22 protein-coding genes are annotated in these 25,194 nt (G+C 71.2%); 12 read left to right on the top strand and 10 right to left on the bottom strand.

Features of this window, described 5'->3' with window-relative positions; all coding sequences use genetic code 11:
* Nucleotides 1-36: 36 nt before the first annotated feature.
* Nucleotides 37-921 (top strand): YhjD/YihY/BrkB family envelope integrity protein, encoded by an 885-nt coding sequence (locus ACZ4VI_RS00380; protein WP_467995239.1) that lies wholly within the window; start codon nt 37-39, stop codon nt 919-921.
* 111 nt (nt 922-1,032) lie between these two features.
* Nucleotides 1,033-1,533: an NUDIX domain-containing protein gene (locus ACZ4VI_RS00375; RefSeq protein WP_467995238.1), complete on the top strand. Its 501-nt coding sequence runs from the start codon at nt 1,033-1,035 to the stop codon at nt 1,531-1,533.
* A gap of 55 nt (nt 1,534-1,588) precedes the next feature.
* On the opposite strand, the gene ACZ4VI_RS00370 is transcribed toward ACZ4VI_RS00375, so the two are convergent.
* On the bottom strand, nt 1,589-2,107 hold the full coding sequence (locus ACZ4VI_RS00370) for an AMIN-like domain-containing (lipo)protein (protein WP_467995236.1): 519 nt from the start codon (nt 2,105-2,107) through the stop codon (nt 1,589-1,591).
* 172 nt (nt 2,108-2,279) lie between these two features.
* Between ACZ4VI_RS00370 and ACZ4VI_RS00365 the strand changes: the two genes are divergently transcribed.
* A complete protein-coding gene (locus ACZ4VI_RS00365; RefSeq protein ID WP_467995235.1) occupies nt 2,280-2,498 on the top strand; it encodes a hypothetical protein in 219 nt (72 codons plus the stop codon).
* 58 nt (nt 2,499-2,556) lie between these two features.
* Nucleotides 2,557-3,054 carry a peptidylprolyl isomerase gene (locus tag ACZ4VI_RS00360; protein WP_467995234.1) on the top strand — a complete coding sequence of 166 codons (498 nt, stop codon included), beginning with the start codon at nt 2,557-2,559 and terminating at the stop codon, nt 3,052-3,054.
* A gap of 137 nt (nt 3,055-3,191) precedes the next feature.
* Here the strand turns inward: ACZ4VI_RS00360 and ACZ4VI_RS00355 are convergent, their stop codons facing one another.
* Nucleotides 3,192-5,687, bottom strand: coding sequence for a SpoIIE family protein phosphatase (locus tag ACZ4VI_RS00355; RefSeq protein WP_467995232.1), 2,496 nt, complete (start codon nt 5,685-5,687; stop codon nt 3,192-3,194).
* 138 nt (nt 5,688-5,825) lie between these two features.
* On the opposite strand from ACZ4VI_RS00355, the gene ACZ4VI_RS00350 reads away from it, so the two are divergent.
* The 4 genes from ACZ4VI_RS00350 to ACZ4VI_RS00335 all read left to right on the top strand — a co-directional run bounded on the left by ACZ4VI_RS00350 (nt 5,826) and on the right by ACZ4VI_RS00335 (nt 8,756).
* A complete protein-coding gene (locus ACZ4VI_RS00350) occupies nt 5,826-6,590 on the top strand; it encodes an alpha/beta fold hydrolase (protein ID WP_467995231.1) in 765 nt (254 codons plus the stop codon).
* Between the two features lie 69 nt (nt 6,591-6,659).
* The gene (locus ACZ4VI_RS00345; protein WP_467995230.1) at nt 6,660-6,932 is read left to right on the top strand and encodes a hypothetical protein; all 273 of its coding nucleotides are present in this window, start codon (nt 6,660-6,662) and stop codon (nt 6,930-6,932) included.
* 101 nt (nt 6,933-7,033) lie between these two features.
* On the top strand, nt 7,034-8,437 hold the full coding sequence (locus ACZ4VI_RS00340) for an FAD-binding oxidoreductase (protein ID WP_467995228.1): 1,404 nt from the start codon (nt 7,034-7,036) through the stop codon (nt 8,435-8,437).
* 52 nt (nt 8,438-8,489) lie between these two features.
* Entirely contained in the window at nt 8,490-8,756 is a 267-nt protein-coding gene (locus ACZ4VI_RS00335; protein ID WP_467995226.1) for a hypothetical protein, read from the top strand.
* A 70-nt stretch (nt 8,757-8,826) separates the two neighbouring features.
* On the opposite strand, the gene ACZ4VI_RS00330 is transcribed toward ACZ4VI_RS00335, so the two are convergent.
* Both ACZ4VI_RS00330 and ACZ4VI_RS00325 read right to left on the bottom strand, forming a co-directional pair.
* Nucleotides 8,827-10,590, bottom strand: a complete 1,764-nt coding sequence (locus ACZ4VI_RS00330) for a glycoside hydrolase family 6 protein (RefSeq protein WP_467995225.1) — start codon at nt 10,588-10,590, stop codon at nt 8,827-8,829.
* Between the two features lie 15 nt (nt 10,591-10,605).
* Nucleotides 10,606-12,126, bottom strand: a complete 1,521-nt coding sequence (locus tag ACZ4VI_RS00325) for a cellulase family glycosylhydrolase (protein ID WP_467995223.1) — start codon at nt 12,124-12,126, stop codon at nt 10,606-10,608.
* Between the two features lie 263 nt (nt 12,127-12,389).
* Here ACZ4VI_RS00325 and ACZ4VI_RS00320 point away from each other — a divergent pair, with 263 nt between their 5' ends.
* From ACZ4VI_RS00320 to ACZ4VI_RS00305, 4 genes are all read left to right on the top strand, one after another.
* Nucleotides 12,390-15,290, top strand: coding sequence for a glycoside hydrolase family 48 protein (locus ACZ4VI_RS00320; RefSeq protein WP_467995221.1), 2,901 nt, complete (start codon nt 12,390-12,392; stop codon nt 15,288-15,290).
* A gap of 168 nt (nt 15,291-15,458) precedes the next feature.
* On the top strand, nt 15,459-16,523 hold the full coding sequence (locus ACZ4VI_RS00315) for a LacI family DNA-binding transcriptional regulator (protein ID WP_467995220.1): 1,065 nt from the start codon (nt 15,459-15,461) through the stop codon (nt 16,521-16,523).
* Complete coding sequence (locus ACZ4VI_RS00310) at nt 16,504-17,034, top strand: SigE family RNA polymerase sigma factor (protein WP_467995218.1); 531 nt, start codon at nt 16,504-16,506, stop codon at nt 17,032-17,034. Before ACZ4VI_RS00315 ends, ACZ4VI_RS00310 begins: the two co-directional genes overlap by 20 nt.
* Nucleotides 17,034-17,714: a hypothetical protein gene (locus ACZ4VI_RS00305; RefSeq protein ID WP_467995216.1), complete on the top strand. Its 681-nt coding sequence runs from the start codon at nt 17,034-17,036 to the stop codon at nt 17,712-17,714. Before ACZ4VI_RS00310 ends, ACZ4VI_RS00305 begins: the two co-directional genes overlap by 1 nt.
* Nucleotides 17,715-17,725: 11 nt before the next feature.
* Here ACZ4VI_RS00305 and ACZ4VI_RS00300 read toward each other — a convergent pair whose 3' ends face one another.
* The 6 genes from ACZ4VI_RS00300 to ACZ4VI_RS00275 all read right to left on the bottom strand — a co-directional run bounded on the left by ACZ4VI_RS00300 (nt 17,726) and on the right by ACZ4VI_RS00275 (nt 25,160).
* Nucleotides 17,726-18,856, bottom strand: a complete 1,131-nt coding sequence (locus ACZ4VI_RS00300) for a right-handed parallel beta-helix repeat-containing protein (protein WP_467995214.1) — start codon at nt 18,854-18,856, stop codon at nt 17,726-17,728.
* 22 nt (nt 18,857-18,878) lie between these two features.
* Nucleotides 18,879-19,988, bottom strand: a complete 1,110-nt coding sequence (locus ACZ4VI_RS00295) for a pectinesterase family protein (protein ID WP_467995212.1) — start codon at nt 19,986-19,988, stop codon at nt 18,879-18,881.
* 105 nt (nt 19,989-20,093) lie between these two features.
* Entirely contained in the window at nt 20,094-21,386 is a 1,293-nt protein-coding gene (locus tag ACZ4VI_RS00290; RefSeq protein WP_467995210.1) for a pectate lyase family protein, read from the bottom strand.
* Entirely contained in the window at nt 21,383-22,156 is a 774-nt protein-coding gene (locus ACZ4VI_RS00285) for a rhamnogalacturonan acetylesterase (protein ID WP_467996243.1), read from the bottom strand. The genes ACZ4VI_RS00290 and ACZ4VI_RS00285 overlap by 4 nt, the downstream gene beginning before the upstream one ends.
* Nucleotides 22,157-22,212: 56 nt before the next feature.
* Nucleotides 22,213-23,553: an ABC transporter substrate-binding protein gene (locus ACZ4VI_RS00280; protein WP_467995209.1), complete on the bottom strand. Its 1,341-nt coding sequence runs from the start codon at nt 23,551-23,553 to the stop codon at nt 22,213-22,215.
* Nucleotides 23,550-25,160: a glycoside hydrolase family 43 protein gene (locus tag ACZ4VI_RS00275; RefSeq protein WP_467996241.1), complete on the bottom strand. Its 1,611-nt coding sequence runs from the start codon at nt 25,158-25,160 to the stop codon at nt 23,550-23,552. The genes ACZ4VI_RS00280 and ACZ4VI_RS00275 overlap by 4 nt, the downstream gene beginning before the upstream one ends.
* Nucleotides 25,161-25,194: the final 34 nt, after the last annotated feature.

Here is a 25,194-nt window from a genome sequence, read left to right as displayed (position 1 = left end):
AGGGGTCCCGGCGCCCGGGCGGGTACTTCCCGTGGCATGCCCCCCACTTCCGGTGCGCCCCACGACCGTGCCCCCGCCGAGCACGGCCACTGGTTCCGTCGGCTCCATCGATCCGTCCTCACCTCGGTGATCGGGCTCGCCTGGAACCGAGGACGCGAGATGGAGCTGATGCACCGGGCCATGGGCTTCGCGGCACTCAGCCTCCTCACCCTCGTCCCCCTGCTCATCGTCGTCGCCGCCGCCGACCTCGCCAGCGGCCAAGGCTTCGCCCGCTGGCTGGTCCAGGGCCTCGGCGTCGCCGAGGTGTCGCAGGAGGAGGTCGAGCAGCTCTTCGCCAAGCCGGGGGAGGCCCTGCAACGGACCACCGCCTTCGGCCTCGCCGCGCTCGCCGCGTTCGGTGTCACCTTCGGATCCGCCGTACAGACCGGTTACGAGAAGGCCTGGGACCTGCCCACCGCCCGCTGGCACACCATGTGGCGCCACGTCGTCTGGCTCGCCGTCCTGGTCGGCGCGCTCCTGGCCTTCGTCGAGGCCCCCGAGGAGCAGGAGTCGTCCACCGTCGTCACCTTCCTCGTGGCCCTCAGTGATGTCGTCGGCGCGTTCCTCTTCTTCTGGTGGTCGCAGCGCTTCCTCCTCTGCGGACGCATCCGCTGGCGCGCGCTCGCCCCAGGAGCGCTCTGCACGGCCGTGGGGCTGTTCGGGCTGCGGATCTTCTCGCAGTTCGTCTTCTCCCCGCTGATCGCCTCCAACGCGGTCACCTACGGACCGTTCGGCACCGTCCTCGTCCTGCAGTCCTGGCTCGTCGGCGTCGGGTTCGTGGTCTACGGCGCCGCCCTCGTCGGGCGCCTGATCCACGAACACCTGGTCCGGCGCCACATCGACCGGCTGCCGGCCGAGCTCCCCGGCGACGACCTCCCCTGAGGCCGGGTGTGATCACACGATCCGGTGGACGTGATCACGGGGCGCCGGACGCGGGCGCCGCGGCCGGTTGGATGGAGGTGATCCACCGGCCCGTCGAAAGAGAGCTGACCCATGGCGAACACCTGGCTGCCGCCCGCCGAGTACATCGCGACGCTGCCGAGGGCGACGGCGTACGCCTGCCTGTACTTCACCGACACCGACGGCCGGCCCTTCCAGCTGCGCGCCACCTACCGCACCGAGCTGTGGCAGTGGCCCGGCGGCAACATGGACCCCGGGGAGACCCCGTGGCAGACCGCCGTCCGTGAGTGCCACGAGGAGACCGGAATCGTCTTCCGGGGCGAGCCGCGGCTGCTCGGCACCCACTTCATCTCCGACCGGGGCGAGGAGTGGCCCGCCAACCACATCGGATTCATCTTCGACGGCGGCGTCCTGACGGACGAACAGCTCGCCGGCATCGTCCTCGACCCGGACGAGCACAGCGAGTTCCGGCTCCGCACCCTCGCCGAATGGGAGCGGGAGATGACGCCGGGGAACTTCGCCCGGCTCGTCGAGATCGACCGCGCCCGGCGCTCCGGCACGACCGTGTACGTGGAGACGGGCGTCGATCACTGAGCGGCCGGGCGGGGCCCGTCACCGGGACGTCCCCCGCCCGGCTTCCGCGCCCTGATCACCGGCAGACGACCGGATGGTTGATGTCGACCACGAGGCGCTCGGGGGAGTGCAGCGTGAAGGACTTGAAGCTGGGCTTGGTGTCGAAGGCCGCTCCGATGGTCACCACACCCTCGAAGTCGCCGGTCAGGGCGACGCCCTTGAGCATGGGCAGATAGATCTTCTGAAGCCGGGGGCCCTGGTAGACGGACCGGCCGGACTCGTCGTGTGCGGCGGCGGGGGAGAGTCTGATCTCCAGGAAGTACTTCCCGGCGAGCGGGACCCGCTCGCCCGAGCCGTCGTAATGCAGGGCGCTGGTCTGCGTCACGGTGAACGGGGGCATCGTGCCCCGGACGTCGATGACCAGCCGGTCGAAGGAGGCGTGCCCGCCCCAGCGGGCGTTGACCACGAGCGCGGTCGAGGGCGGCGTCGACGCCCGGGATCGTTCCGTGCTGGCGTCGGCGGGGATCGTGGCACCGATCCCGGCGGCCAGAAGAATGCCGGCGGCCACGGCCGCGAGGCTCTGACGGTGAATCATGACGTCCCCCAATTCCTGCTGCTCCGGGGACAGTGGTGTCACTGGAAGAGACATCCACCACAACCATACGGTTGCAGCGGATTTGATGGCAATTGGGGCGGTACGTCACCGGTGTTCTGCTCACGTGGGCCGCAGGCCGTAACCCCGGCGGCTCTCGGCAGTTGACCAGGGCATGAAGAAGCGCAGCATGCTCGCCATCGCCTCCCTCGCCGCCGGTGTCGTCACGGCCCTCGTCACCCCGCCGCCCAACGCCTCCGCGGCCGACCACGGCGCGACCGGCCCCACCGGCCTCCTGCAGAACGACAACCCCCTCGCCCCCCTCCTGGACGGGGCGGCCCCGATGGTGGCCGACGCCGTCCCCCAGGCCCCGGACACCGGCGGACTGATGTGACGCTCCGAAGAGGCAGCCCGTGTGCGCGCTGCGTGAGCGGGAATGACAGGATGTCCCCATGAGCAACAACGTGTACTTCGACATCGACATCAACGGCGAGCGCGCCGGCCGGATCGTCTTCAAGCTGTTCGACGACGTCGTCCCCAAGACGGCGAAGAACTTCCGTGAGCTCGCCACCGGCGAGCACGGCTACGGCTACGCCGGCTCCCCGTTCCACCGCGTCATCCCGCAGTTCATGCTCCAGGGTGGCGACTTCACCAAGGGCAACGGCACCGGCGGCAAGAGCATCTACGGCGAGAAGTTCGAGGACGAGAACTTCACGCTGAAGCACGACCGGCCGTTCCTGCTCTCCATGGCGAACGCGGGCCGCAACACCAACGGGTCCCAGTTCTTCATCACCACCGTCGTGACCGACTGGCTGGACGGCAAGCACGTCGTCTTCGGCGAGGTCGTCGAGGGCCAGGACCTGGTCAAGAAGATCGAGGGCCTCGGCTCCCGCTCCGGCGCCACCAGCGCCAAGATCGTCGTAGCCGAGTCCGGCGTCATCGAGGGCTGATCAGCCCCGATCCGTACGACCGCCCCCGCTGAGCACCACACGGGGGCGGTCGGCCGTTCCGGGGGCCGTTCCCGGCCCGCCATACCAGCGCCACGGGGCCGACCGGGTGACCCTGCCGCCCCGTTCAGGCCGTCCGTTCAGGCCGTCCAGCGGGCGGCGAGCAGCAGGGCGATGTCGTCCGGCCGGTCGGTGGCCTGCCGGGCGTCGCGGATCAGCCGGTCCGCCGTCTCCGTGAGCGGGATCGACCCGGTGACGGAGAAGGTACGGCGCAGCCATTCGATCCCCTCGTCGATGTCCCGGCCAGGACGCTCCACCAGGCCGTCCGTGTACAGGGCGAGAACCGCCCCCGGATCCAGGTGCAGCCGGGTCACCGGATACGTGGCGTCGGCGTCGATCCCCAGGACCAGACCGCCCGCCAGCTCCAGGACCTCCGCCGTCCCGTCCGGGTGGCGCAGCAGCGGCTGCGGATGCCCGGCCCGTACGGCCTCGGCCACCCCCGTCGCCGGGTCGAGCACCACGTAGCAGCAGCTGGCGAACTGCCCGGGGTCGAGGTCGATCAGCAGGCGGTTGGTGCCCATCAGGACTTCCTCCGGGGGATGACCGCCGAGCGCGAAGGCCCGTACCGCGCTGCGCAGCTGACCCATCGTCGCCGCCGCGGCGACACCGTGGCCCTGGACGTCGCCGCACACCAGGGCGAGCAGCCCCCGCCCCGTCTCGACCACGTCGTACCAGTCGCCCCCCACGTCCATGCCTTGTGTGCCGGGCAGATAGCGCGCCACCGTGTCGACCTGGTCCCGGACCGGCAGCCGGGCCGGGAGCAGCGCGTCCTGCAGGCCGCGGGCGAGGGCCGACTCGCTGTCGTACCGCCGCGCCCGCTCCAGGGCCTGGGCGATGAGCCCGGCCAGCGCCGTCAGGACCGTGCGCTCCTCCGGACTGAAACCACGCGGCCGGTCGAAGCCGAGGATGCACGAGCCGACCGGCCGGCCGGAGGCGATGAGCGGCAGGAAGGCCCGGGCCCCCGAGAGCGCGTCCAGCGGGAGTCCCGGATAGGCCCGGCTCATCTGCTCGATCGACTCGAAGAACAGCGGGCGGCCGGTGGTGAGCGCCTCGACACCCGGCAGGCGGGCATCGAGACCCACCCCGTCGAAGGGCTCCAGGAACCCGGGCGGGAAGCCGGTCTCCCAGGCCAGGTACAGATGGCGGTCGCTCAGCAGATAGATCGCCAGCTGCCGGCCGCCGAACGCGGGCAGCAGCTCGTCGGTCACCACCGCCGACACCTGGCGGGCCGTGACTGCCTCGGTCAGCGCGATGGCGAGCGCCACCGGCCGGTACAGCGCCGACGCCCTGTCCGCCGGGGAGCCGAGCCCGACGTCCGCCCGGGTGACGGATCCGGGCTCGTGGGCGGGATCCCCCTCCGGAAGGAGCACCAGCGTCACTCCGTCATGGCCCGGGTAGAGCGAGACCGACATCCACTCCCGCTCGGCCGAGTGGACCAGGAAGTGCACGGGCTCGTCGGAGAGCAGCGCGGCCCGCAGATGCTCCTCGTAGGTGGGCAGGGCGAACCAGGGCAGCACCTCCCACACGGCGTGCCCGGCGAGCGCGGCACGTGGGCGGCCGAGCAGCGCCTCGGTCAGATGGTTCACATACGTCACCCGGCCCAGCCGGTCGATCGCCAGAACGGCCCGTGGCAGCCGGTCGATGGCATCGGAGCCGACGAGCCCGGTGCCGAGGTCGACCAGCGAGCCCGTCAGCCGCCCCGCGCGCCCGCCGGGCACCGCGCGTGCGGAGACCTCCAGCAGGTGCAGCCCGCCGTCGGGCCCCTTGAGCCGGATCCGGCGCGCCACCTGGGAACCGGACTCCGCCGCCCGGCGGGCCATCGTCAACAGCGCGTACGAGTCCTCCGGCGCGAGGCGCGAGGTCAGCGCCTCGATGGTCCCCGGGACGGTGTCGTCGTCGCCGAGGATCGCCCGCAGCCCGTCGTCGGCCGCGACCTTGCCGGTGTCCAGATCCCACTCGAAGGTGCCGATCCGTACCGGCTTCGTGCCACCGGAGGGGAGCTGTACGCACACGGGCTCATCGGGCCACTCCACCGTCGTACCGGACTCCTGGAGGCCCGCCAGGGCCGCCCCGAGCCGCTGCGCCTCACGGGCCAGCCTGGTCCGGTCCCGGGCGTTCACCGGCACGCCGGGGCTCGGCGTGCGCAGCACCACGAGGACCCCGAACCGCTCGCGGCCGCTGACGATGGGCGCGTACAGGGAGGCGAAGGGGAACGGGAGACTGGCCACGAGCTGCGGAAACTGCCGCATGGCCTCCTCGACGTCCGCCAGGTGCACCGGCTGGCCCGAGCGGTGCACCTCCGCGACGGGGAACGGCCGGTTCGCGTGCATCCGCCACCAGGGCCGGAACAGGGAGCCGGGCAGCCCGGCGAGCACCGCCATACGGAGCAGCCCGGGTGTCCCGGAGCGCAGATAGACACCGCCCGCGTACCCGCCGACCGCCTCGATCGTCCGCAGCGTGGCCTCGGAGAGGACCAGCGGCAGCGCGTCGAGGGGCCTCCCGTCGGTGTCGACCCCCTCGGGCGGGGCCTCGGTTCCGACCGACGGGTCCTGTCCGGCCGCGCCGTGCGGGGTCACACAGTCAGCATGCTCCCGGGCCGAGGGGCCCCGCATCTCGGGCCCCGCCCGGACGGGGACACGCACCGTTGACCGAGCGGTCACGCCTCGCGACACTCGAGCGTCGGGACTTCCAGTACCTCGTGACCAGGGGGCGTGATGACGGGCCAGGTTCTTCCGTACGACGTAGAGGGCAGCGGACCCCGGCGGGCTCTCGTGCTGCACAACTGGTTCGGCGACCGTACGAGTTTCGACCCGCTGCGCGCCCACCTGAACGGCGACACCGGCACGTACGCCTTCCTCGACTGCCGCGGCTACGGCGAGGCGATCGACGCCGAGGGGGCGTTCACCATGGAGGAGGTCGCCGCCGACGCGCTCGCCGTCGCCGACGACCTCGGCTGGGACGCGTTCACGGTGATCGGCCACTCGATGGGCGGCAAGGCGGCCCAGCTGATGCTGCTCGACGCGCCGGAGCGGGTCCGCTCGCTCATTGGCATCTCACCGGTGTCGGCGGCGGGCTTCCCGATGGACGCGGCGAGCTGGGACCTCTTCGCCGGGGCGGCGGAGGAGCCGGGCAACCGACGGGTCATCATCGACACCACCACGGGCGGCCGGTACGACGACGCCTGGCTGGGCGCGCTCGTGAAGCGCTCGGTGGAACGCTCCTCGGCCACGGCCTTCCGCGCGTACCTCGACTCCTGGTCCCGGACCGACTTCCACCACCGCGTCAAGGACAACCGGACCCCCGTCCTGCTCGTCGTCGGCGCGCACGACCCGGCGCTGGGCTCCGCGGCGATGGAGGCCGGCTGGCTCCAGTGGTATCCGAACGCCCGCCTCGAAGTCCTCGCCGACGCGGGCCACTACGCCCCGGAGGAGACCCCGCGCGAGCTGGCGACGACGATCGAGGCGTTTCTCGCCGGCTGACGCCGGCCCCGCACGGGCGGTGCGCGCCCGGCCGGGCTGCGCGAGCATGGACGGGGAGAGGCAGGTGGCATGGACCCGTCCGTGATGACCGCGGTGGTCGCCGCGGCGGCGCTGGTGTGCCGCGCCGCGGTGCTCGAGATGCGCACGCCCGGTGCCGGCCGCCGAGCCTGGGCCTTCGCCACCGACCGTCGGGCGCTGCGCGCCGGAGCGGGGACGGCGCTCGCGCTCGGCGCCGTCGGATGGGCCACGGTCGGCGGCGCGGCGGTGGTGGTGTGGGCCGGCCTGGCCGGGATTCTCGTCGCCTCCCTGACGGCGGAACGGCAGCGCCCACCCGGAGAATGAGCCCGTCGGCGCCTGAGCCCGCTGGCAGGGGTGACCGGCCGGTGGGACGCTGGCAGGGAGAAGGAAGGCGATCGGGGAGGACGATCGGCGCAGGAGTGAGCATGGGTCCAGCACCCGCCGTGCGCGTGGACGAGGCAGCCTTCCGGGAGCTGGAGCGGTCCTTCTCCGGCAGGCTCGTCCGCCCCGACGATCCTGCCTACGACGAGGCCCGGCGCATCTGGAACGGGTCCATCAGCAAGTTTCCCGCCCTCATCGCGTACTGCACCGGCGTCGCCGACGTCACCGCCGCGCTGGAGAGCGCGACGCGCAGTGGACTGCCGGTCGCGGTACGGAGCGGGGGCCACAGTTTCCCCGGCCAGTCGCTGTGCGAGGGCGGCGTCGTCATCGACCTGTCCGCCATGGACGGGATCCGCGTCGACCCGGTCAACCGCACGGTCAGGGCGCAGGCCGGCGTCCTGCTCGGGGCGCTCGACCGCGAGACGCAGCACTTCGGGATGGCCGTGCCCGCCGGGATCGTGACACACACAGGCCTTGCCGGGCTCACCCTCGGCGGCGGGATCGGCTGGCTGATGCGCAAGTACGGGCTCACGGTCGACCAGTTGCTCTCCGCCGACATGGTCACGGCCGACGGCGGTTTCGTCACGGCGAGCGCGAGCCACGAGCCCGAGCTCTTCTGGGGCCTGCGCGGCGCGGGCAGCAACTTCGGCGTCGTCACCGAGTTCGAGTTCCGGCTCAATCCCGTGGGACCGATGGTGCTCGCCGGACCGATCCTCTGGCCGCTGGAAGAGGCACCGCACGTGCTGTGCTTCTACCGCGACTGGATCACCGACGTCCCCGACGAGCTGACCACCATCGTCGTCCAGCGCAAGGCCCCGCCTCTCCCGTCGATCCCGCCCGAACTGCACGGCAGGCCCGTCATCGCGGTGATCAGCTGTTACGCCGGGGACATCGAGACGGGCCAGAAGGTCCTGCGGCCGCTGCGGGAGTTCGGGACGCCGCTGCTCGACCTGTGCGCGCCCAAGCCCTATCTGCAGCACCAGTCCATGTTCGACCCGTCGTTCCGCCACGGCTGGTGGTACTACGTCCGGTCCTGCGACATCGAACGGCTCAGCGACGAGGTCATCGGCATCAGCGCGGCGCACGCCCTGCAGATCACCTCCCCGCTCTCTTCGTGCAACATCTTCCACCTGGGCGGTGCGATCGCCCGCGTGGGTGAGGACGAGACCGCGTGCAGCGGGCGGGCCGTGGGCCACACCTTCAACATCAACGGCAACTGCTTCGACGCCGAGGGCTTCGACGAGGCGCGCACCTGGGCGCGCGAGTGGTGGTCCGCGCTCGAGCCCTACCACGCCGGTGTCTACGTCAACTTCCTGATGGAGGAGGGCGCGGCCCGCGTCCAGCAGGCGTACGGGGCCGACAAGCTCCGCCGGCTTCGCGTCCTCAAGAAGGAGTACGACCCGGCCAACGTCTTCCGCTCCAACCAGAACATCACCCCGGCGGCCTGACCGGACCGCCGAGGCCGGGCGAGTGTCAGTGCCGGGTGCCATGCTGCGGGGTATGGACGAGCTGATGAGAGGGCGTGTGTACGGCGCCGACCATGACGATCCCGATCCGGGCCCACGACCCGGGCGCGTCTACCGCGAGCTGGTGGCGGGCCCCCTCGACGGTCTGCTGCTCGACGTCACCGGATGGACCGCGCGCGAGCTCGAGGAGGGGGCCGCCCTGGCCACGGAGATAGGAACCTACGGCCCGGGCGGCCACACCCGGTACGGGCCGCGGGAGGGCGACTCCGTGCACTGGGACTGGGAGGGTGACACCCGCTAGGCCCGGTCGCAGGCAGCAGCCCCCGGGCCGGCACGCCGGCCGGAAGCGGGGTTCCGGCCGGCGCGGGGTGTCACAGCGCCGGGTGGGCGTTCTTCAGGAGCTCCTGGAACTGGGCCGAGAACCACTGCCCGGCCAGCGGCGCGTCCGGCAGCGAGCCCGACATGCTGTTGCCGTTACGGACGTTGCCCGTGTACGTCGGGTCGCACATCCGGTCGAAGCCCTTGCCCTCGTCGTTCGGGATCTCCTTGCTCGCGCCGTCCGACTCGCCCGGCGGCTTCATCCACACGTACGCGTCGATGCCCGCGGCCGGGGCCGCCTGCGGCCTCTCACCCAGGCCCGCGCCCGACTGGTTGCACCAGTTGCCGAGGTGGATGCGCCGGTCGTAACGCCCGCCGTTGACGTACGTGTTGACGTCCGTGAGCGCTCCGGGTCCGGTGGGGCGCGCCGTGCCGCCCCAGCCGTTGCGGGAGGTGTCGATCAGCATGCCGAGGTTGGTGTCGAAGCCGAGCGAGACGAGCTTGGTGCGCATCGCCTGGGCATAGGACAGCTCGTCCGTGTACCGGTTCCAGTCCACCCACTTCGACTGGCGCACGGACACGCCGTTGACGGAGTCCTCGATCTTGAAGTGGTCCTCCTTCAGCGCGCTGTAGTTGGCCGTGTTGACGATGAAGCCGTGGACCTTGGAGACCGTGGAACCCTCGGCGGTCGCGGCCTGCTTGAAGAGCTCGGCCGAGGCGCCGAAGTTGTCGTCCCAGCCCAGCCAGCCGTGGTGCCCGGCGTCCACGTAGTTGTAGACGTTGGCGATCGAGCCCAGCTTGTTCAGGGCGTAGCCGACGCCCGTGATGTAGTTGCCGTTGGCCTTCATCACGTCGCAGTTGGCGGTGACCGTCGGGCGGCCGGACACGTTGGTCACCAGGTTCGGCAGGGAGTCGATCTCGACCGTGGTGACGATCCGCAGGCCCGCGTACTTCGAGTCGGCGAGGATCGCGGCGATGGGGTCGATGTACTCGGTCTTGTACCGGTCGATCTCGGTCGGGCCCAGCTCACCGTTGGAGGCGAGCGCGGCGCAGTCCCGGCCCGGCAGGTTGTAGATCACCAGCTGGACGACGAGCTCGCCGCTGCCCTTCTGCCTCAGGGCCTCGTCGAGGTGGGCGCGCAGGCCCATGCCGCCGTTCACGCCCGCGATGGCGGCGGTGCGGTCCAGCCAGACTCCGGTCGGCTGGTTCGAGACCTTGGTGCCGCCCGGCTCGGCGGCCGCCTTGGCGGACCACTCCGGGTTCACGTACACCTTGGCGCCCGCGTACGGGTTGTCGGCCTTGGTGCCGGCCGGCGGCGGAGTGGTCGGAGGCGTCGTCGGGGGAGTGGTGGGCGGCGTCGTCGGAGGAGTGGTCGGAGGGGTGGTCGGCGGCTGGGTCGCGCCGTTGCAGACGACTCCGTTGAGGGTGAACGTCGCGGGGACGGCGTTCGTCCCCGTGTGGGAACCGTTGAAGCCGAAGGAGGTCGAACCGCCTGTGGCCAGGCTCCCGTTGTACGACATGTTCTTCGCGGTCACGGCGGCGCCGGACTGGGTGATCGTGGCGTTCCAGCCCTGGGTGACCTGCTGCCCGTTCGCGTAGGACCACTCCAGGGTCCAGGAGGTCAGCGGGTCACCGGTGTTGGTGACGACGACGTTGGCCCCGAAGCCGGTGTTCCACTGGTTGGTGACCTGGTAGTCGACCCGGCAGCCGGCGGCGGCGGCCCCGGCGGTGCTCGTCATGACGGTGGCCGTGGCTCCGGTGGCCGTGATCAGGCCGAGCGCCGCCAGAAGGGCGGTACGGCTCGTTGTGCGGCTCATGGCGTGGTGTGCCTTTCAGTTCAGGGCGCGCAGATGGTCGCGCAGCCCGATGCCGAATGCGGTGGGTGTGCCGTCGTACGAAGTGATCAGGGCCGGTCCCGAGGAGCAGTTCCAGGTGTTCCAGGTCCAGCCGAGATACGACAGGGAGCGGTCGTCGAACCACTTCATGACGCGGTCGACGAACGCGTGGCCGCAGGTGTTCTCGCCGATCTCGCCCGCGACGAGGGGCACCTGGGCGGCTACCGGGGCGAGGCTGCTGTCCCAGCAGGCCTCGCTCGAGCAGGTGTTGAAGTTGTAGACGTGCCAGGCGGCGGCCAGATTGCCCGCCGGGTCGGTGGGACGGTGGGCAAGCCACTGGCTCAGGTCGTTGGAGTACGCGATGCCGGGTACGAGGACGAGGTTCCGGGCGCCCGTCGCGCGGACCGCGTCCACCAGGTCCTGCATGCCGGCGACCTCGTAGCCGATGCCGGGGCAGGTGCCGCCGTCGCGCCAGCACGTCCAGGCCTGGGCCGCGGTGGAGGTCGCCCGGTCCGGGTACGGCTCGTTGAACAGGTCGAAGACGACACGGCGGTCGTTCTTGAACGTGTCCGCGACCGAGGTCCAGAACGCCGGGGTGTACTGCGCGTTCGGCATCGGCTTCTGACAGGAGGCGTGGACGTCGGAGCAGCCCGCCGAGTTGCCGGTGTACTGCCCGTGGCTCCAGTGCAGTTCGACGACCGGGGTCATGCCGTGCGCGAGGACACGGTTCACCAGGTCCTTGACCGCGCCGACGTAGTTCGCTCCCCGGTACTCGGGCTTGATGTTGTCCAGGCCCAGCCAGCATTCCTCGTTGAGCGGGATGCGGACCGTGTTGGCCTTCCAGTCGGCGATGGCACGGATCGAGGCGTCGTCGACGGGTCCGTCCCAGATGCCGTACCCCTGGACGCACATGAACTCACCGCCGGAGCGGTTGACGCCGAGCAGGCGGCGGGTCGCGCCGTTCTGGTCGGTGAGCCGGTTGCCGGTCACGGTCAGCTCGGGCGCGCCGGAGACCGGGTCGGTCGGAGTCGGGGTGGGGGTCGGGGTCGGGGTAGGCGTTGGGGTCGGAGTCGGGGTCGGGGTCGGGGTTGGGCCCGGATCGACGTTGCACACCGTGCCGTTGAGCGTGAAGGCCGTGGGCGTGGTGTTGGTGCCCGACCAGGAGGCGAGGAAGCCGGTGGTCACGCCGGCGCCCGTACCGAGCGAACCGTTCCAGCTCTCGTTGACGACCGTGACGGCCGCCCCGGACTGGGACCACTTCCCGCCCCAGCCCTGGGTGACCTTCTGGCCGGCCGCGAAGTCGAAGCCGAGGCGCCAACTGCTCATCGCGGCACTGTTGTTGGTGATGGTGACGGCGCCCTGGAAGCCGTCGGCCCACTGGCCGACGACCGAGTACTCCACCGTGCACGGCGGTGCGGCCACTGCTCCTGAGGCCGTACCGACGACGGCGAGAGCGGTGCTCGCCATCGTGAGCGCCGCTCCCGCGAGCAGCGCCGACAGACGTGGGGGATGTCGCATGAGCGACTCCTTGCAGCGAGGGCGCGTACCTGACGACGCGCCGACTGACGGAATCGCTCCCACTGGTGGGGCCAGACCGTAGCGCCAACCGACCCCAAGCAAAAGAGGAGTTGACGAAGTTGCTCGTCGAAAAGTCTTCGATTCTTCGAACGTCTTGACGCCCTTCCGTCCCTTCTGCATTGTGGGAGCGCTCCCACTGGTTCAGAGCTTGTGCTCATGCCCTCGCACAACCCCACCTCCCGAGCCGCGAGGAGAACCACCGCATGCCTCCAGGAAGATCGCGCCGACTCCTGACCGCACTGGCCGCCGCCCTGTCGCTTCCCCTCGGCTTCACCGCGGTCGGCACGACGGCCCACGCCGCGGCGGTGCAGTGCAGCGTCGACTACAAGACCAACGACTGGGGCTCCGGCTTCACCGCCGAGCTGACCCTCACCAACCGGGCCACCACCCCGCTCGACGGCTGGACCGTGACCTACGCCTACGCCGGCGACCAGAAGCTCACGAACGGCTGGAACGGCACCTGGTCCCAGTCCGGGAAGAACGTCACGGTCGCCCACGCCGACTGGAACAGGACCGTCGCGGCCGGGGCGGCCGTCACGACCGGCGCCCAGTTCGCGTACACCGGCACCAACACCGCCCCGACCGCCTTCGCCGTCAACGGCACCCCCTGTACCGGCGCCCATCAGCCACCGCTCGCCGTGCTCACCAGCCCCGCCGCCGGAGCCGTCTTCACCCAGGGCGACCCGGTCCCGCTGGCCGCCACCGCGGCCGCCGCCGACCAGGCGACCATCAGCAAGGTCGAGTTCTACAGCGACACCACGCTGCTCGGTACCGACACCACGGCCCCGTACGCCCTCGACGCCACCGGTCTGGCCGCCGGCCCCCACTCCCTCTACGCCAAGGCGTATGACAGCATCGGCGCCTCCGCGGAGTCGGCCCCGGTCGGGATCACCGTCGCCGCGGGCCCCGCCCTCGTCGCCGCCCCGGCCCAGATCGCCGTACGCCAGGGCACCACCGGGACCTTCGACCTCAAGCTCTCCACCCAGCCGTCCGCGAACGTCACCGTGACCACCACGCGCACGTCGGGCAACACCAACCTCACGGTCTCCGCCGGCGGGACCCTCACCTTCACCCCGGCGAACTGGAACACCGCCCAGAAGGTGACCGTCGCCGCCGCGGCCACCGGAACCGGCTCGGCCGTCCTCACCGCGACCGCCCCCGGCCACACCAAGGCCGAGGTCACCGCCACCCAGCTGGCCGCCGCCTCCACCTACGACGCCCGCTTCCTCGACCTCCACGGGAAGATCACGAACCCGGCCAACGGCTACTTCTCGCCCGAGGGCGTCCCGTACCACTCCGTCGAGACCCTGATCGTCGAGGCCCCCGACCACGGGCACGAGACGACCTCGGAGGCGTACAGCTATCTGATCTGGCTCCAGGCCATGTACGGGAAGATCACCGGCGACTGGACCAAGTTCAACGGCGCGTGGGACACCATGGAGAAGTTCATGATCCCCACCCACGCCGACCAGCCCACCAACTCCACATACAACGCCTCGAAGCCCGCCACCTATGCACCCGAGCACGACCTGCCGTCCCAGTACCCGGCCCGGCTCGACGGCGGGGTCACGGCCGGCGCCGACCCGATCGCCGGCGAGCTGAAGAGCGCCTACGGCACCGACGACATCTACGGCATGCACTGGCTCCAGGACGTCGACAACGTCTACGGCTACGGCAACGAGCCCGGCACGTGCTCCACCGGACCGGCCGCGACCGGCCCCTCGTACATCAACACCTTCCAGCGCGGCCCGCAGGAGTCCGTCTGGGAGACCGTCCCTCACCCCACCTGCGACAACTTCTCCTTCGGCGGCAGGAACGGCTACCTCGATCTCTTCACCGGGGACGCCTCCTACGCCAAGCAGTGGAAGTTCACCAACGCCCCCGACGCCGACGCCCGCGCCGTCCAGGCCGCCTACTGGGCCGACATCTGGGCCAAGGAGCAGGGCAAGGGAGCCCAGGTCACCGCGACCGTCTCCAAGGCGGCCAAGATGGGCGACTACCTGCGCTACTCCATGTTCGACAAGTACTTCAAGAAGTCCGGGAACTGCGTCGGACCGACCGCCTGCCCCGCCGGCACCGGCAAGGACAGCGCCCATTACCTGATGTCCTGGTACTACGCCTGGGGCGGCGCCACCGACACCAGTGCCGGCTGGTCCTGGCGGATCGGCTCCAGCCACGCCCACGGCGGCTACCAGAACCCGCTCGCCGCCTACGCGCTCAGCGAGTACGCCCCGCTGAAGCCCAAGTCGGCGACCGGCGCGGCGGACTGGGCGACCAGCCTCGACCGGCAGCTGGAGTTCTACCGCTGGCTCCAGTCCGACGAGGGCGCCATCGCCGGCGGCGCCACCAACAGCTGGCAGGGCCGCTACGCCCAGCCCCCGGCCGGAACCCCCACCTTCCACGGCCTCTTCTACGACGAGAAGCCCGTCTACCACGACCCGGCCTCCAACCAGTGGTTCGGCTTCCAGGCCTGGTCCATGGAGCGGGTCGCCGAGTACTACGGGCAGACCGGTGACGCGGCCGCCAAGACCGTCCTGGACAAGTGGGTCGGCTGGGCGCTGTCGAAGACCACGATCAACCCCGACGGCACCTACCGCATCCCCTCCACCCTCCAGTGGTCCGGAGCGCCCGACACCTGGAACGCCGCGAACCCCGGCGCCAACGCGGGTCTGCACGTCACCGTCGCCGACTACACCGACGACGTGGGTGTGGCCGCCGCCTACGCCAAGACGCTCACCTACTACGCGGCCAAGTCCGGGCACGCCGAGGCGAAGCGGGTCGCCAAGGCCCTCCTCGACGGCATGTGGACCCACCACCAGGACCCGCTGGGCGTCGCCGTCCCGGAGACCCGCGCCGACTACAACCGGTTCGACGACCCCGTGTACGTACCGAGCAGCTGGACGGGCACCATGCCCAACGGCGACGCGGTGAACGCGAACTCCACCTTCTCCTCGATCCGCTCCTTCTACCAGGACGACCCGGCCTGGCCGAAGATCGAGGCCTATCTGGCGGGCGGCGCCGCGCCCGTCTTCACGTACCACCGGTTCTGGGCCCAGGCGGACATCGCCCTGGCCATGGGCGCGTACGCGGAGCTGCTCGAATAGCAGCGCCCCGCGGGAGGCAGCTCCGCGTACGACGAGGCCGGACGGACCCGCTTTCAGGCGGGGCCGTCCGGCCCTTCTCCGTCCCGCCGCCGCCTGTCCGCCCGCCGGCCGGGCGCGCCCTGAAGATGCGCCTGGACACGTCGCCGAACTGCCGCCTAGGGTCGGGGAATGGTCACCCTCGCCGATGTCGCCCGCCACGCAGGAGTGTCGGCCAGCACGGTCAGTTACGCGCTCAGTGGCAGACGCTCCATCTCGGCCTCCACCCGCGAGCGCATCCAGCGCACCATCGACGAGCTCGGCTACCGGCCGCACGCCGGGGCCCGCGCCCTGGCCAGCAGCCGGACACAGATCCTCGCCCTGATGATGCCGCTGCGCGTCGACCTCTACCTCCCGGTCATGATGGAGATCGCCATGGCCGTCACCACCGCGGCCCGCGCCCACGGCTACGACGTCCTGCTCCTCACCGGCGAGGAGGGACCGGACGCCGTGCGCCGCGTCGAGGGCAGCGCGCTCGCCGACGCCATGATCGTGATGGACGTGGAGCTCGACGACCCGCGTCTGCCCCTCCTGCGCCAGGCCGAACGCCCCGCCGTACTCATCGGGCTGCCGGCCGACACCACCGGACTGAGCTGCGTCGACCTGGACTTCGAGGCGGCCGGCGCCCTGTGCGTACGCCATCTCGCCGAGCTCGGCCACCGGCAGATCGCCGTCCTCGGCGAGCCGCCCGCCGTCTACGAGCGCGGGACCGGCTTCGCCGAACGCACCCTCGCGGGGCTGCGCGGCGCTGCGCACGAGTACGGCGTCGGTCTGCTCCATCGTCCCTCCGAAAGCTCCTACGCAGCCGTGACCGCCACCGTCGGCCGGATCTTCGAGGAGCGCCCCGCGACCACCGGCCTCGTCGTCCAGAACGAGGCAGCCGTCGAACCCCTCCTCGCCCTCCTGCGCCAGCAGGGCCGCGCGGTGCCCGAGGACGTCTCCGTGGTCGCCGTCTGCGCCGCCCAGGTGGCCGCACAGGCATCCGTACCGCTGACCTCCGTAGGCATTCCCGCCCAGGAGATGGGCCGCCTCGCGGTGGAACGCCTCCTCGCCCACCTCGACGGAACACAGGAACCGGGCACGGTGCTGATCACCCCGGAGCTCACCGTGCGCGCCGGCTCGGGCCCGGCCGCCGACTCCGCCCCTTCGTCCGGCGACCGCACGGAGAGGTCGCCCGGTGGTCACCGCCGCCGATGAGACGGCGGCGGAGTTCCATGAGTTCTTCGAGCGCCACTACGCCGAACTCGCCCGTCTCGCCCATCTGCTGACCGGAGAGGCGGATGTCGCCGACGACCTCGCGGCCGACGCGATGGTCGCGCTCTGGCACCGCTGGGACCGGGTGCGCCGAACGGACCACCCCGTCGCCTACGCCAGGGGCGTCGTCGCCAACCTCGTCCGGAGCCGGATCCGCGGCGCCGTGCGGGAGCGGCGCCGTGTCGCGCTGTTCTGGGACCGGCGCTCCGAGCACGTCGACGACCCGGACATACCCGTGATCGTGGACGTACGGACCGCGTTGCGTGCCCTGCCCTTCCGTAAACGTGCCTGTGTGGTCCTGCGGCACGCCTTCGACCTCTCCGAGCGGGACACCGCACTGGCCCTCGGGGTCTCGGTCGGTACGGTCAAGAGCCAGACGTCGAAGGGCATGGCGGAACTGCACCGGCTGCTCGGCCCCCGTGCCGCCTCGGAACTGCTCGGCGGGAGGAACTGATGGACGACGACCCGATCCGCCGGCAACTGCGCGAGGCGGCCGACGCGTACCAGCCCGACCGCGCCCGTGTCCTCGCCCGCGTCGAACGCGGCATCGCCGCGGGGCCGGAGCCCGCCGCCCACCGCCGGGGCTTCGCGGCCCCGTGGTCCCGGGCCCTCGTGGTGGCGTCCGCCGTGGCGGTGCTCCTGGTCGCCGGAGGCTTCGGCGCGGCCCGGCTGGCGCGTCCGGACGCCCCGCCGGCGGCCACCCCTCTGTCCGTACCGCGGGCCTGGGGCGGCATCGACCCCGGAAGCAACCGCTGGTGGGCGCAGAGCAACCTCACTCTCGACACACCCGCCCGCCTGCGCACGCTCACCGTCGAACTGCGCGTCGCCCAGACCGGCGGCGTCGCGAGCACCGGCCATTGGCGCACTCTGGACGCCGCGGACTTCGCCGTCACGGTACGGGAGGAGGGCGCGGCCCTCGTCTACCGCTGGACCCTGAAACCGGGGCGCGCGGTCCCGCCCGGGCGGCATGTGTTCGCCGCCCAGTACAACCACGCCGAGGGTGTACGCGATGCCACGCACGACGCGTTCGCCGTCACGGCGGCGGCCGGAGCCGACCGCGAACCGACCACGGTGCGAGGCGACTTCACGGTCCGGCCGGGACGTCATGGGGAGGGGCCAGATCACTCCCCATGACGCCGGTCCGGTCAGTTCATCGTCGAACCGATCGTGGTCGACCCGGTCGTGAGGAACGTCGTCGCCGGCAGCGAGCCGTCGGCCTTGCGTGCGCCGTACGCGCTGGTGGCATCGGTACTCACGAAGGTGGGTGTCGAGATCCCGGAGTCCCAGTTGTTGCCCGCGGAGACCACCGAGGAGCCCCGGTTGGCCAGGCCCGAGCCGTTGCCCACAGCGAGGTTCTTGCCGAGCCGCGCCGCGCCCGTGGCGAAGTAGTAGCCCCATTTGCCGTTGGCGTACGACGTGGTGCGGTTGATGGCGATGGCGCCCTTGTTGCTGTTCTCGGTGAATCCGTTGCCCGCGTTGTCCCAGGCCGCCGAGTTGTTGACGACATGGGCCACGACCTCGCCGTCGCCGCCCAGTTTGTAGCCGTTGCCGTCGCCCGCGAAGGCGGTGTCCGACCAGCGGTTGCGGCCGTTTCCGTACGCCCAGGTGTGCTCCACTGTCAGCGGGCTCGACCAGGACCACAGGTCGATGCCGTCGTCCGAGTTGTTGTAGAGCCGGGCGCCGGTGATCAGATTGCCGGTCCCCGAGCCGAACTTCACGGCGAGCCCGTCGGCGTTCTCGCCGTGGTTGGCGGCGTCGTAGTGCCCGTACGAGTCCAGGTTCCGGACGGTGTTGTTGTCGGTGGCGTCCCCGGTGAGCGTGAAGCCGGAGTCGCCGCCGTTGATCGTCCGGATGGAGTTCCATTCCGTGCCGGTGCAGGAGGTGCAGACGACCGCGCTGTCCGGAGAGTTCTGGAAGGTGAGGTTCGAGACCGTCCAGTAGTCGGCGGTGAGCTTGAAGATCCAGGACCCTGCGGGCAGGTTCGAGCCGTCGATCCGTACGGTCTCGGAGCCGTACGGCCGGAGCTGGATGCGACTGCTCGCCGTACCGTTGGCGGTGGACTGGAGCGTCGAGGCCGGGTAGTAGGTGCCGCCGCGGATCTGGATGACCGTACCGGGGGTGGCGTTCCTGACCGCGTCGGCGAGCGCGGTCGACGTGGAGACGACGACGGTGGCCGCATGGGCCGGGGTGGCCAGAACGCCAAGACCGGCGCAGGCGGTGAGCAGGGACAGGGACAGGGCGACGGACGTGGTGCGCGTGGTTCCGTGACGAGACATGACGTGCGGGTCCTCTCGTGGTTCAGGCGCAGACGGGAGTGGGCTTCCAGTCCCCGAGGTACGTACTCCTGGTCGCCGACTCGGCCTCGAACGGCGTGAGTTGGGGTCGGTTCTCGGGAACGGCGATCTCGGCTCCGGGGCCGGTGTTGCGGTACTCGGCGAAGCGCTGGGCCTGCCAGGGGTACGCCTCCCGCATGTTCGCGTACGGCGCCACGGCGTCGATCCCGGGACCGAGCACGCTGTCGCGCACGACGAGGGACGGCCAGGCGGTCGTGTCCGAACCGGGCACCCAGGGGCGGGCCAGCTTGTAGTAGCCGTCCGGAGCCTCGCTGGTCACCCGGGAGTGCAGGGCCAGATACCCGTACGGGTTGGCGCGGGCGGTCGAGGGGGCGAAGACGAAGCCGTGCGGGGCCGAGGCGAGATCAGGGCGCACCAGCGTACGGAAGTGACAGTGCTCGAAGACCGCGCGCGCCCGCCCGAAGACGAAGTCGACGTCTCCCTCGACGTAGCAGTGTGCGAAGTACTGACGGGCGACGGCGGCCAGGGCCATGGAGTCGGCGTACAGCGTGTCCTGATGACCGAGGAACCGGCAGTGGAAGAACGCGGACCGGTCGCCCTGCACCTTGAGCGCGACCGCCTGGGTGCCGGGGTTCCCGGGGAGGTCGGTGCGCAGGAAGTCGTTGGCGAAGGTGATCCACCGCGCGGTGAAGCCGTCCGCCTGGACGGTGGTCGTGGCCGAGCCGCTCGTGCCGTACGTGGTGCCGTCGGGGCGGGTCGTCCCGGCCGCGTTGTCGTACACGACGACGACGTCGCGGGGGTTCTCGCTCGCTCCGACCCAGGTCATGTCGGTACGGGCGAGGCTGACGGCCACGGTCTCCCGGTACGTACCCGGGGCAATGACCAGCGTCCAGCCGGGTCCGCCGGCGGCGTTCACCGCGGCCTGGACCGAGGCGTGGTCGCCGAGGCCGCCCGGGTGGACGTACAGGGTGCGCGCGGTGAGCCGGGCGGCGGGCGATCCGTACCGGCCGAACGCGCCGCCGGAGCGGGCCGCGGCAGGCGCCGCGTGCAGACCGAGGGAGAGCAGCGCTCCGGCGCTCGCGGTGAGCAGAGCACGGCGACTGGGCGGGGGCATGACAAGACTCCTTCTGTGCGGCGGAACATACGAAAGGTGAGGTGAGCGGGAGGCGGGGGCGGCGGCCGGACGGGTGGCCCCGAGGGGGGCCGCCCCCGCCTCCGGTCAGCAGAGCCGGCCCGCGCCCGCGCGGTGGTCGACCAGACCCGGCACGGCCCGCGGGTCGTCGACCCGGGTGCGCAGCGTGGGTGTCCAGCCGGCCCCGTCACGCAGGACCTCGCCGGGGAACTCCGCGTTGTGGACGGCCAGCAGGTCGACGGGCCTGCCGTTGACGAGATTGCCCGTGGTCGTGACCGGGGCGTCCTTCCACTTCTTGAGGATCTTGCCCACACCGACGCCCGCCGGCACGGTGAACGCGTTCTTCTCGGCGACGAGCTGGGACTCCAGGCCGATCCCGAGGCTGTACGCGTAACCGGACGCCGGCACCACGAAGTGGTTGTTGTACGCGTCGACCTGGCCGAAGCGGACCCGCGGCGCCCGCTCGATCACGTTCGTGAAGAGGTTGTGGTGCAGCGTGACCCGCAGCTTGCCGCGGTCGGTGGCGCCCGCGCTGTCGCTGTTGCCGATCATCAGCGTCTTGTCGTGGTCGGCGAAGACGTTCCAGGACGCCGTAACCAGGTCGGCGCCGCGCACGATGTCCAGCTCGCCGTCGTGCTGCTGGTAGATCTCGCCGTAGTACGCAGGCAGCGAACTGTCCGGGTGGGCCCCGTCGGTGAAGGTGTTGTGGTCGATCCAGACATGCGTGGAGCCGTACACGACCATGCTGTCGTACTCGGAGTTCCACGCGCCCGTCGCGCCGTCCGTCGGGTCCCACTGCGGGAAGCAGTCGAGCGGGCTCTCCACGGTCAGATTGCGGACGATGACGTTGTCGACGCCCTGGATCTGCAGGCTGCCGCCGACGATCCCGGCGTCCTTGCCGAGGCCGACGATGGTGGTGTTGGCGGGGACGTACGCCTTGATCGCCTTGCCCTGGGCCGTGGCGGAGGCCGCCCGCAGGTCCTCCTGAGGGCCGCTGACCTCGTTCTCGTAGCCCCAGACCGCCGGGTCGTAGTCGGCGAGGTACCGGTCGAAGTCGTAGCCGGGGGCCTCGAACGCCGAGCAGCCCGCGGCGGTCGCGTTCAGCGTGCCGACGACCTTGACGATCCTCGGCTCGGTGCCCGGGACGGCGAGCGCGGACCGGAACTCCTCCCAGGTGGTGACGGTGAAGACCCGGGAGGCGTCCGCCGCCGCGCCACCGCTCGTCCCCGCGCCCGCCGAGCCCCAGCCGTCCCCGGCGGGCAGCGTCCGGCGTGCGGGGTCGGACGCGGCCTGGGCGGTGGCCGGCCCCAACAGGCCGCCCGTGAGGCTCAGGACGAGGGCGGTCGCCCCCGTCAGGCACAGGTTTCTGCGTCCGCTCATGGTCGGTTCTCCTCGGGTTCGGCATCGGGCCAGGTGATCCACTCGGCGGGGATCTCCTCGTCGAGACGGCGGGTGTCGCTCGGTGCGAGCACGCGGGTGTGCAGCAGCTCGGCCGCGACCAGCCGGGCCACGGCGATGGCGCCGGGCGGGTTGAAGTGGGTGTTGTCCTGCTCGGTCGGCGTCCAGTTGAAGTACGTCTTGGTCGCCTCCGGGCCGAGCTTCTGCCACAGCGCCAGGGACAGCTCCTGGACGTCGAGCATGCCGACGCCCTCCTCCTGGGCGACCGCCCTCATGGCGGCCGGGTACTCCCCGAGGGTCCGCAGGGCCGTGCCGGCGGCGTCGAACCTGCGCCGCTCGACGGAGGTGGCGAGGACGGGCAGCGCCCCGCGCTCCCGTGCGCCGGCGACGTACCGGCGCAGATTGTCCTGGTAGGTGGACCAGGGCTCGGTGTAGCGCGTCGGGTCGGCGACCTTCTGGTCGTTGTGGCCGAACTGGATCAGCAGCAGGTCGCCGGGGAGGATCACCTCCAGGATCGCGTCCAGTCGGCCCTCGTCGAGAAAGCTCTTGGTACTGCGGCCGTTGATCGCGTGGTTGGCGACCGCGATGTCCTTGTGGAGGAAGAAGGGGAGCGCCATGCCCCACCCGGTCTCGGGCGCGGCGTCGGCGTACTTCTGGGCGGCCGTGGAGTCGCCGGCGATGTACAGCGTGCGCATACGGTGGTGTCCTCGGGAGGATCGGGGGAGGGCCGCCGCGGCGGGGGCCGCGCCCAGGGCGAGCGCGAGGCCCGCCCCGGCCGCGACCACCTGACGGCGGGTGAGTCCGGCCGTCACTTCTTCTGCGACTTCCACTCGGCCTGCGCGGTGTTGAGCTGCTCGGCCAGACCGTCCAGGAACTCCTTCGCCGTGGACTTCCCGAGCAGGACCTTCTGGAAGCCGGGCTCGTTGTCCGCCTTGGAGATGGTGTTCCAGTCGGGCAGGTAGTACGGCAGCTGCACGATGGTGGCCTTGCCGCTGAACAGCACCTCGGCGGCGAGCTTCGTCGGCTCGGCCTTCTGGATCCAGGCGTCCTGCGCAGCCTCGGTGTTGGCCGGGATGGCGCCGGCCGACTCGTTCCACTTGCTGTTCGACTGGTGCGAGGCGGCGAACTCGATGAACTTCCAGGCCGCCGCCTTGTTCTTGCTGGAGGAGAACAGCCCGAGACCGTCGACCGGGTTGGAGACCTGGACCCGGGTGCCGTCGTCCGTCGTCGGGTTGGGGATGCCGCGGAACTTCTCGGTGCCCAGGGCCTTCACATGGTCCTGGTAGGAACCCAGGTTGTGGTTCAGCATGCCGATCTCGCCGCTGTCCCACTGGGCGACCATCTTGGTGAAGTCGTTGTTGACGTCTGCCGCGGGCGTGTTCTTCTTGAAGAGACCGACGTACTTCTCCAGGGCCGCCACGTTCTTCGGGTCGTTGACCGTGGTCTTGTCGCCGTTCCAGAAGCTGGTGATGCCGCTCTGGCCGTACATGGCGTCCAGGGCCTGCGCGATGGAGCCGGCGCCGCCGCGGATGGTGTAGCCGAACCTGTTCTTGTCCTTGGCCGTCAGCTTGTCCGCCGCCGCGTAGAACTTCGACCAGGTGGTGGGCTCCTCCAGACCGGCAGCCTTGAACAGGTCGGTGCGGTAGTAGAGGACGCCGTTGCTCGCGGAGGTCGGGACGGTGAAGAGCTTCCCCTGCCCGCCGGCGCTCTTCACGCTGTCGACCATGCCCGCGTTCAGCTTGCCCTTGAGCGAGCTGCCGTCGATCCGGGAGTCGAGCGGCTCCAGGGCGTTCTGAGCGGCGATCCCGGCGAGCATCGCCGCGCCGACGCCGCCGACGTCCGGCAGACCGCCGCCCTGGATGGCCGTGTCGTACTTGGACTGCACTTCCTTCGCGGCGATACCGACGTACGTCACCTTGATGTCGGGGTTCGCCGTCTCGAAGTCCTTGATGATCTCCTTCCAGACGTCGGTGCGGACACCGCCGTTGTTGTCCCAGAAGGTGATCTCTCCCTTGCCGGACCCTTCGGTGCCCTTGTCACCTGCGGCGCCGCTGCCGTCGTCGCCGCAGGCGGTGACGGTCAGCGCGAGGACGGTGGTCAGGGCGAGGGCACTGGCGGCTCTGCGCCGCCCGCTGCGGAAGATGGTCATCGTCGGCTCTCTTCTCTCGGGTCTTCCGGGTCTTTCGGTTCACTCGGGGGGATGGCGCTCGGGGGGACAGCGCTCGGGGTGATGCGGAACGTGGTGAATTCGGCCGTACCGGCGGGGCCCGTGCCCGTCGGAGCGGCGGCGAACAGGCCGATCAGCGTGCCGACCCAGCGCCAGGGGGTGGCGGCGAAGACCTGACCGGAGCGGACCAAGCCCTCACCGGTGTCGTACGAGAAGCGGCAGCGGGCCCCCGCGCCGATCTCGATCCGCAGCCGGGCCCGGTCCTCGGGCGCGGGCCGGTCGAAGGCCGCGTCCCTCTCCCGGTCGGCCGAGACCGGAGCGAAGCGGTGCACCAGACGGCTGGTGCCGTCCGTCTGCCGCTGCAGCCCGATCCAGCTGTACGCGTCGCCGAGCACCGCGATCCCGGCGCGGGCGCCGGGCTCCTGACTGTCCAGGCGCAGGTCGACCTCGACGACACAGGGGTGGGCGGGCAGACGCTGGGTGAGGACGTGCGGCAGCCGGCGGATGTCGCCGATCTCCTCCGTACGGCCGCAGCCGAGCCGCAGACCGTCGGCGGAGTGCTGGGTCGTCCAGCCGGCGCGCGGATTGGCCGTCCACTGCCACTGCCTCCCGAACCGGCCGCCGGGGAAGTCGTCGTCGGTGGCCGGAGCGGACGGTGGCTGCGGCGGCAGCGCGGGCTTGGGGTGGACGAGGACGGGAGCGCCGTCTTCGCCGAGTACCGGCCAGCCGTCGCCGTCCCAGCGCAGGGGCTGGAGATGGACGACCCGGCCGTACGCCCCGCGCTCCTGGAAGTGCAGGAACCAGTCCTCGCCCCGCCCGGTACGGACCCAGCCGCCCTGGTGCGGCCCGTTGACGTCCGTACCGCCCTGTTCCAGGACGACCCGCTCCTCGTACGGGCCGAAGAAGGACCGGGAGCGGAACGCGCCCTGCCAGCCGGTGGCCACGCCCCCGGCGGGGGCGAAGATCCAGAACCAGCCGTCGTGCCGGTAGAGCTTGGGGCCTTCGAGGGTGAACCAGCCCGGGAGGAGATCACCGTCGACGATCGTCCTGCCCTCGTCGAAGAGTTCGGTGCCGTCGGCGCTCATCCGGTGGCCGGTGAGACGGTTGTTGACGCCCGAGCGGGACTTGGCCCAGCCGTGGACGAGGTAGGCCTCGCCCGTCGACTCGTCCCACAGGGGGCAGGCGTCGATCAGGCCCCGGCCCGCCTTCACCAGGTGCGGAGTGCTCCATTCTCCGCGTACGGAGGGGGAGTTGGTCTGCCAGATCCCGTGGTCCGGGTCGCCCCAGAAGATCCAGAACCGGCCGTCGTGGTGGCGCAGCGAGGGCGCCCACACGCCGCGGTCGTGCTGCGGTGTGGCGAAGGAGGTCTCCGGGAGCAGCCGCTCGAGGGCGTGGCCGACCAGCGTCCAGTTGACCAGGTCGCGGGAGTGCAGGATCGGCAGCCCGGGCGCCCGGCCGAAGCTGGACGCGGTGAGGTAGAAGTCCTCGCTCACCCGCACGACATCCGGGTCGGACCAGTCCGCGGCCAGGACGGGGTTACGGTACGTCCCGTTGCCCAGGTCCCCGGTCTGTACAGCCCTGGCCGGCACGTCCCCGGTCGGCCCGTTTCCCGTCCGCACGGCC

Source organism: Streptomyces sp. NPDC029169, from assembly GCF_055563935.1.
Note: the sequence above shows the minus strand (reverse complement) of the source record. Positions and strands in the feature narration are given on the sequence as shown.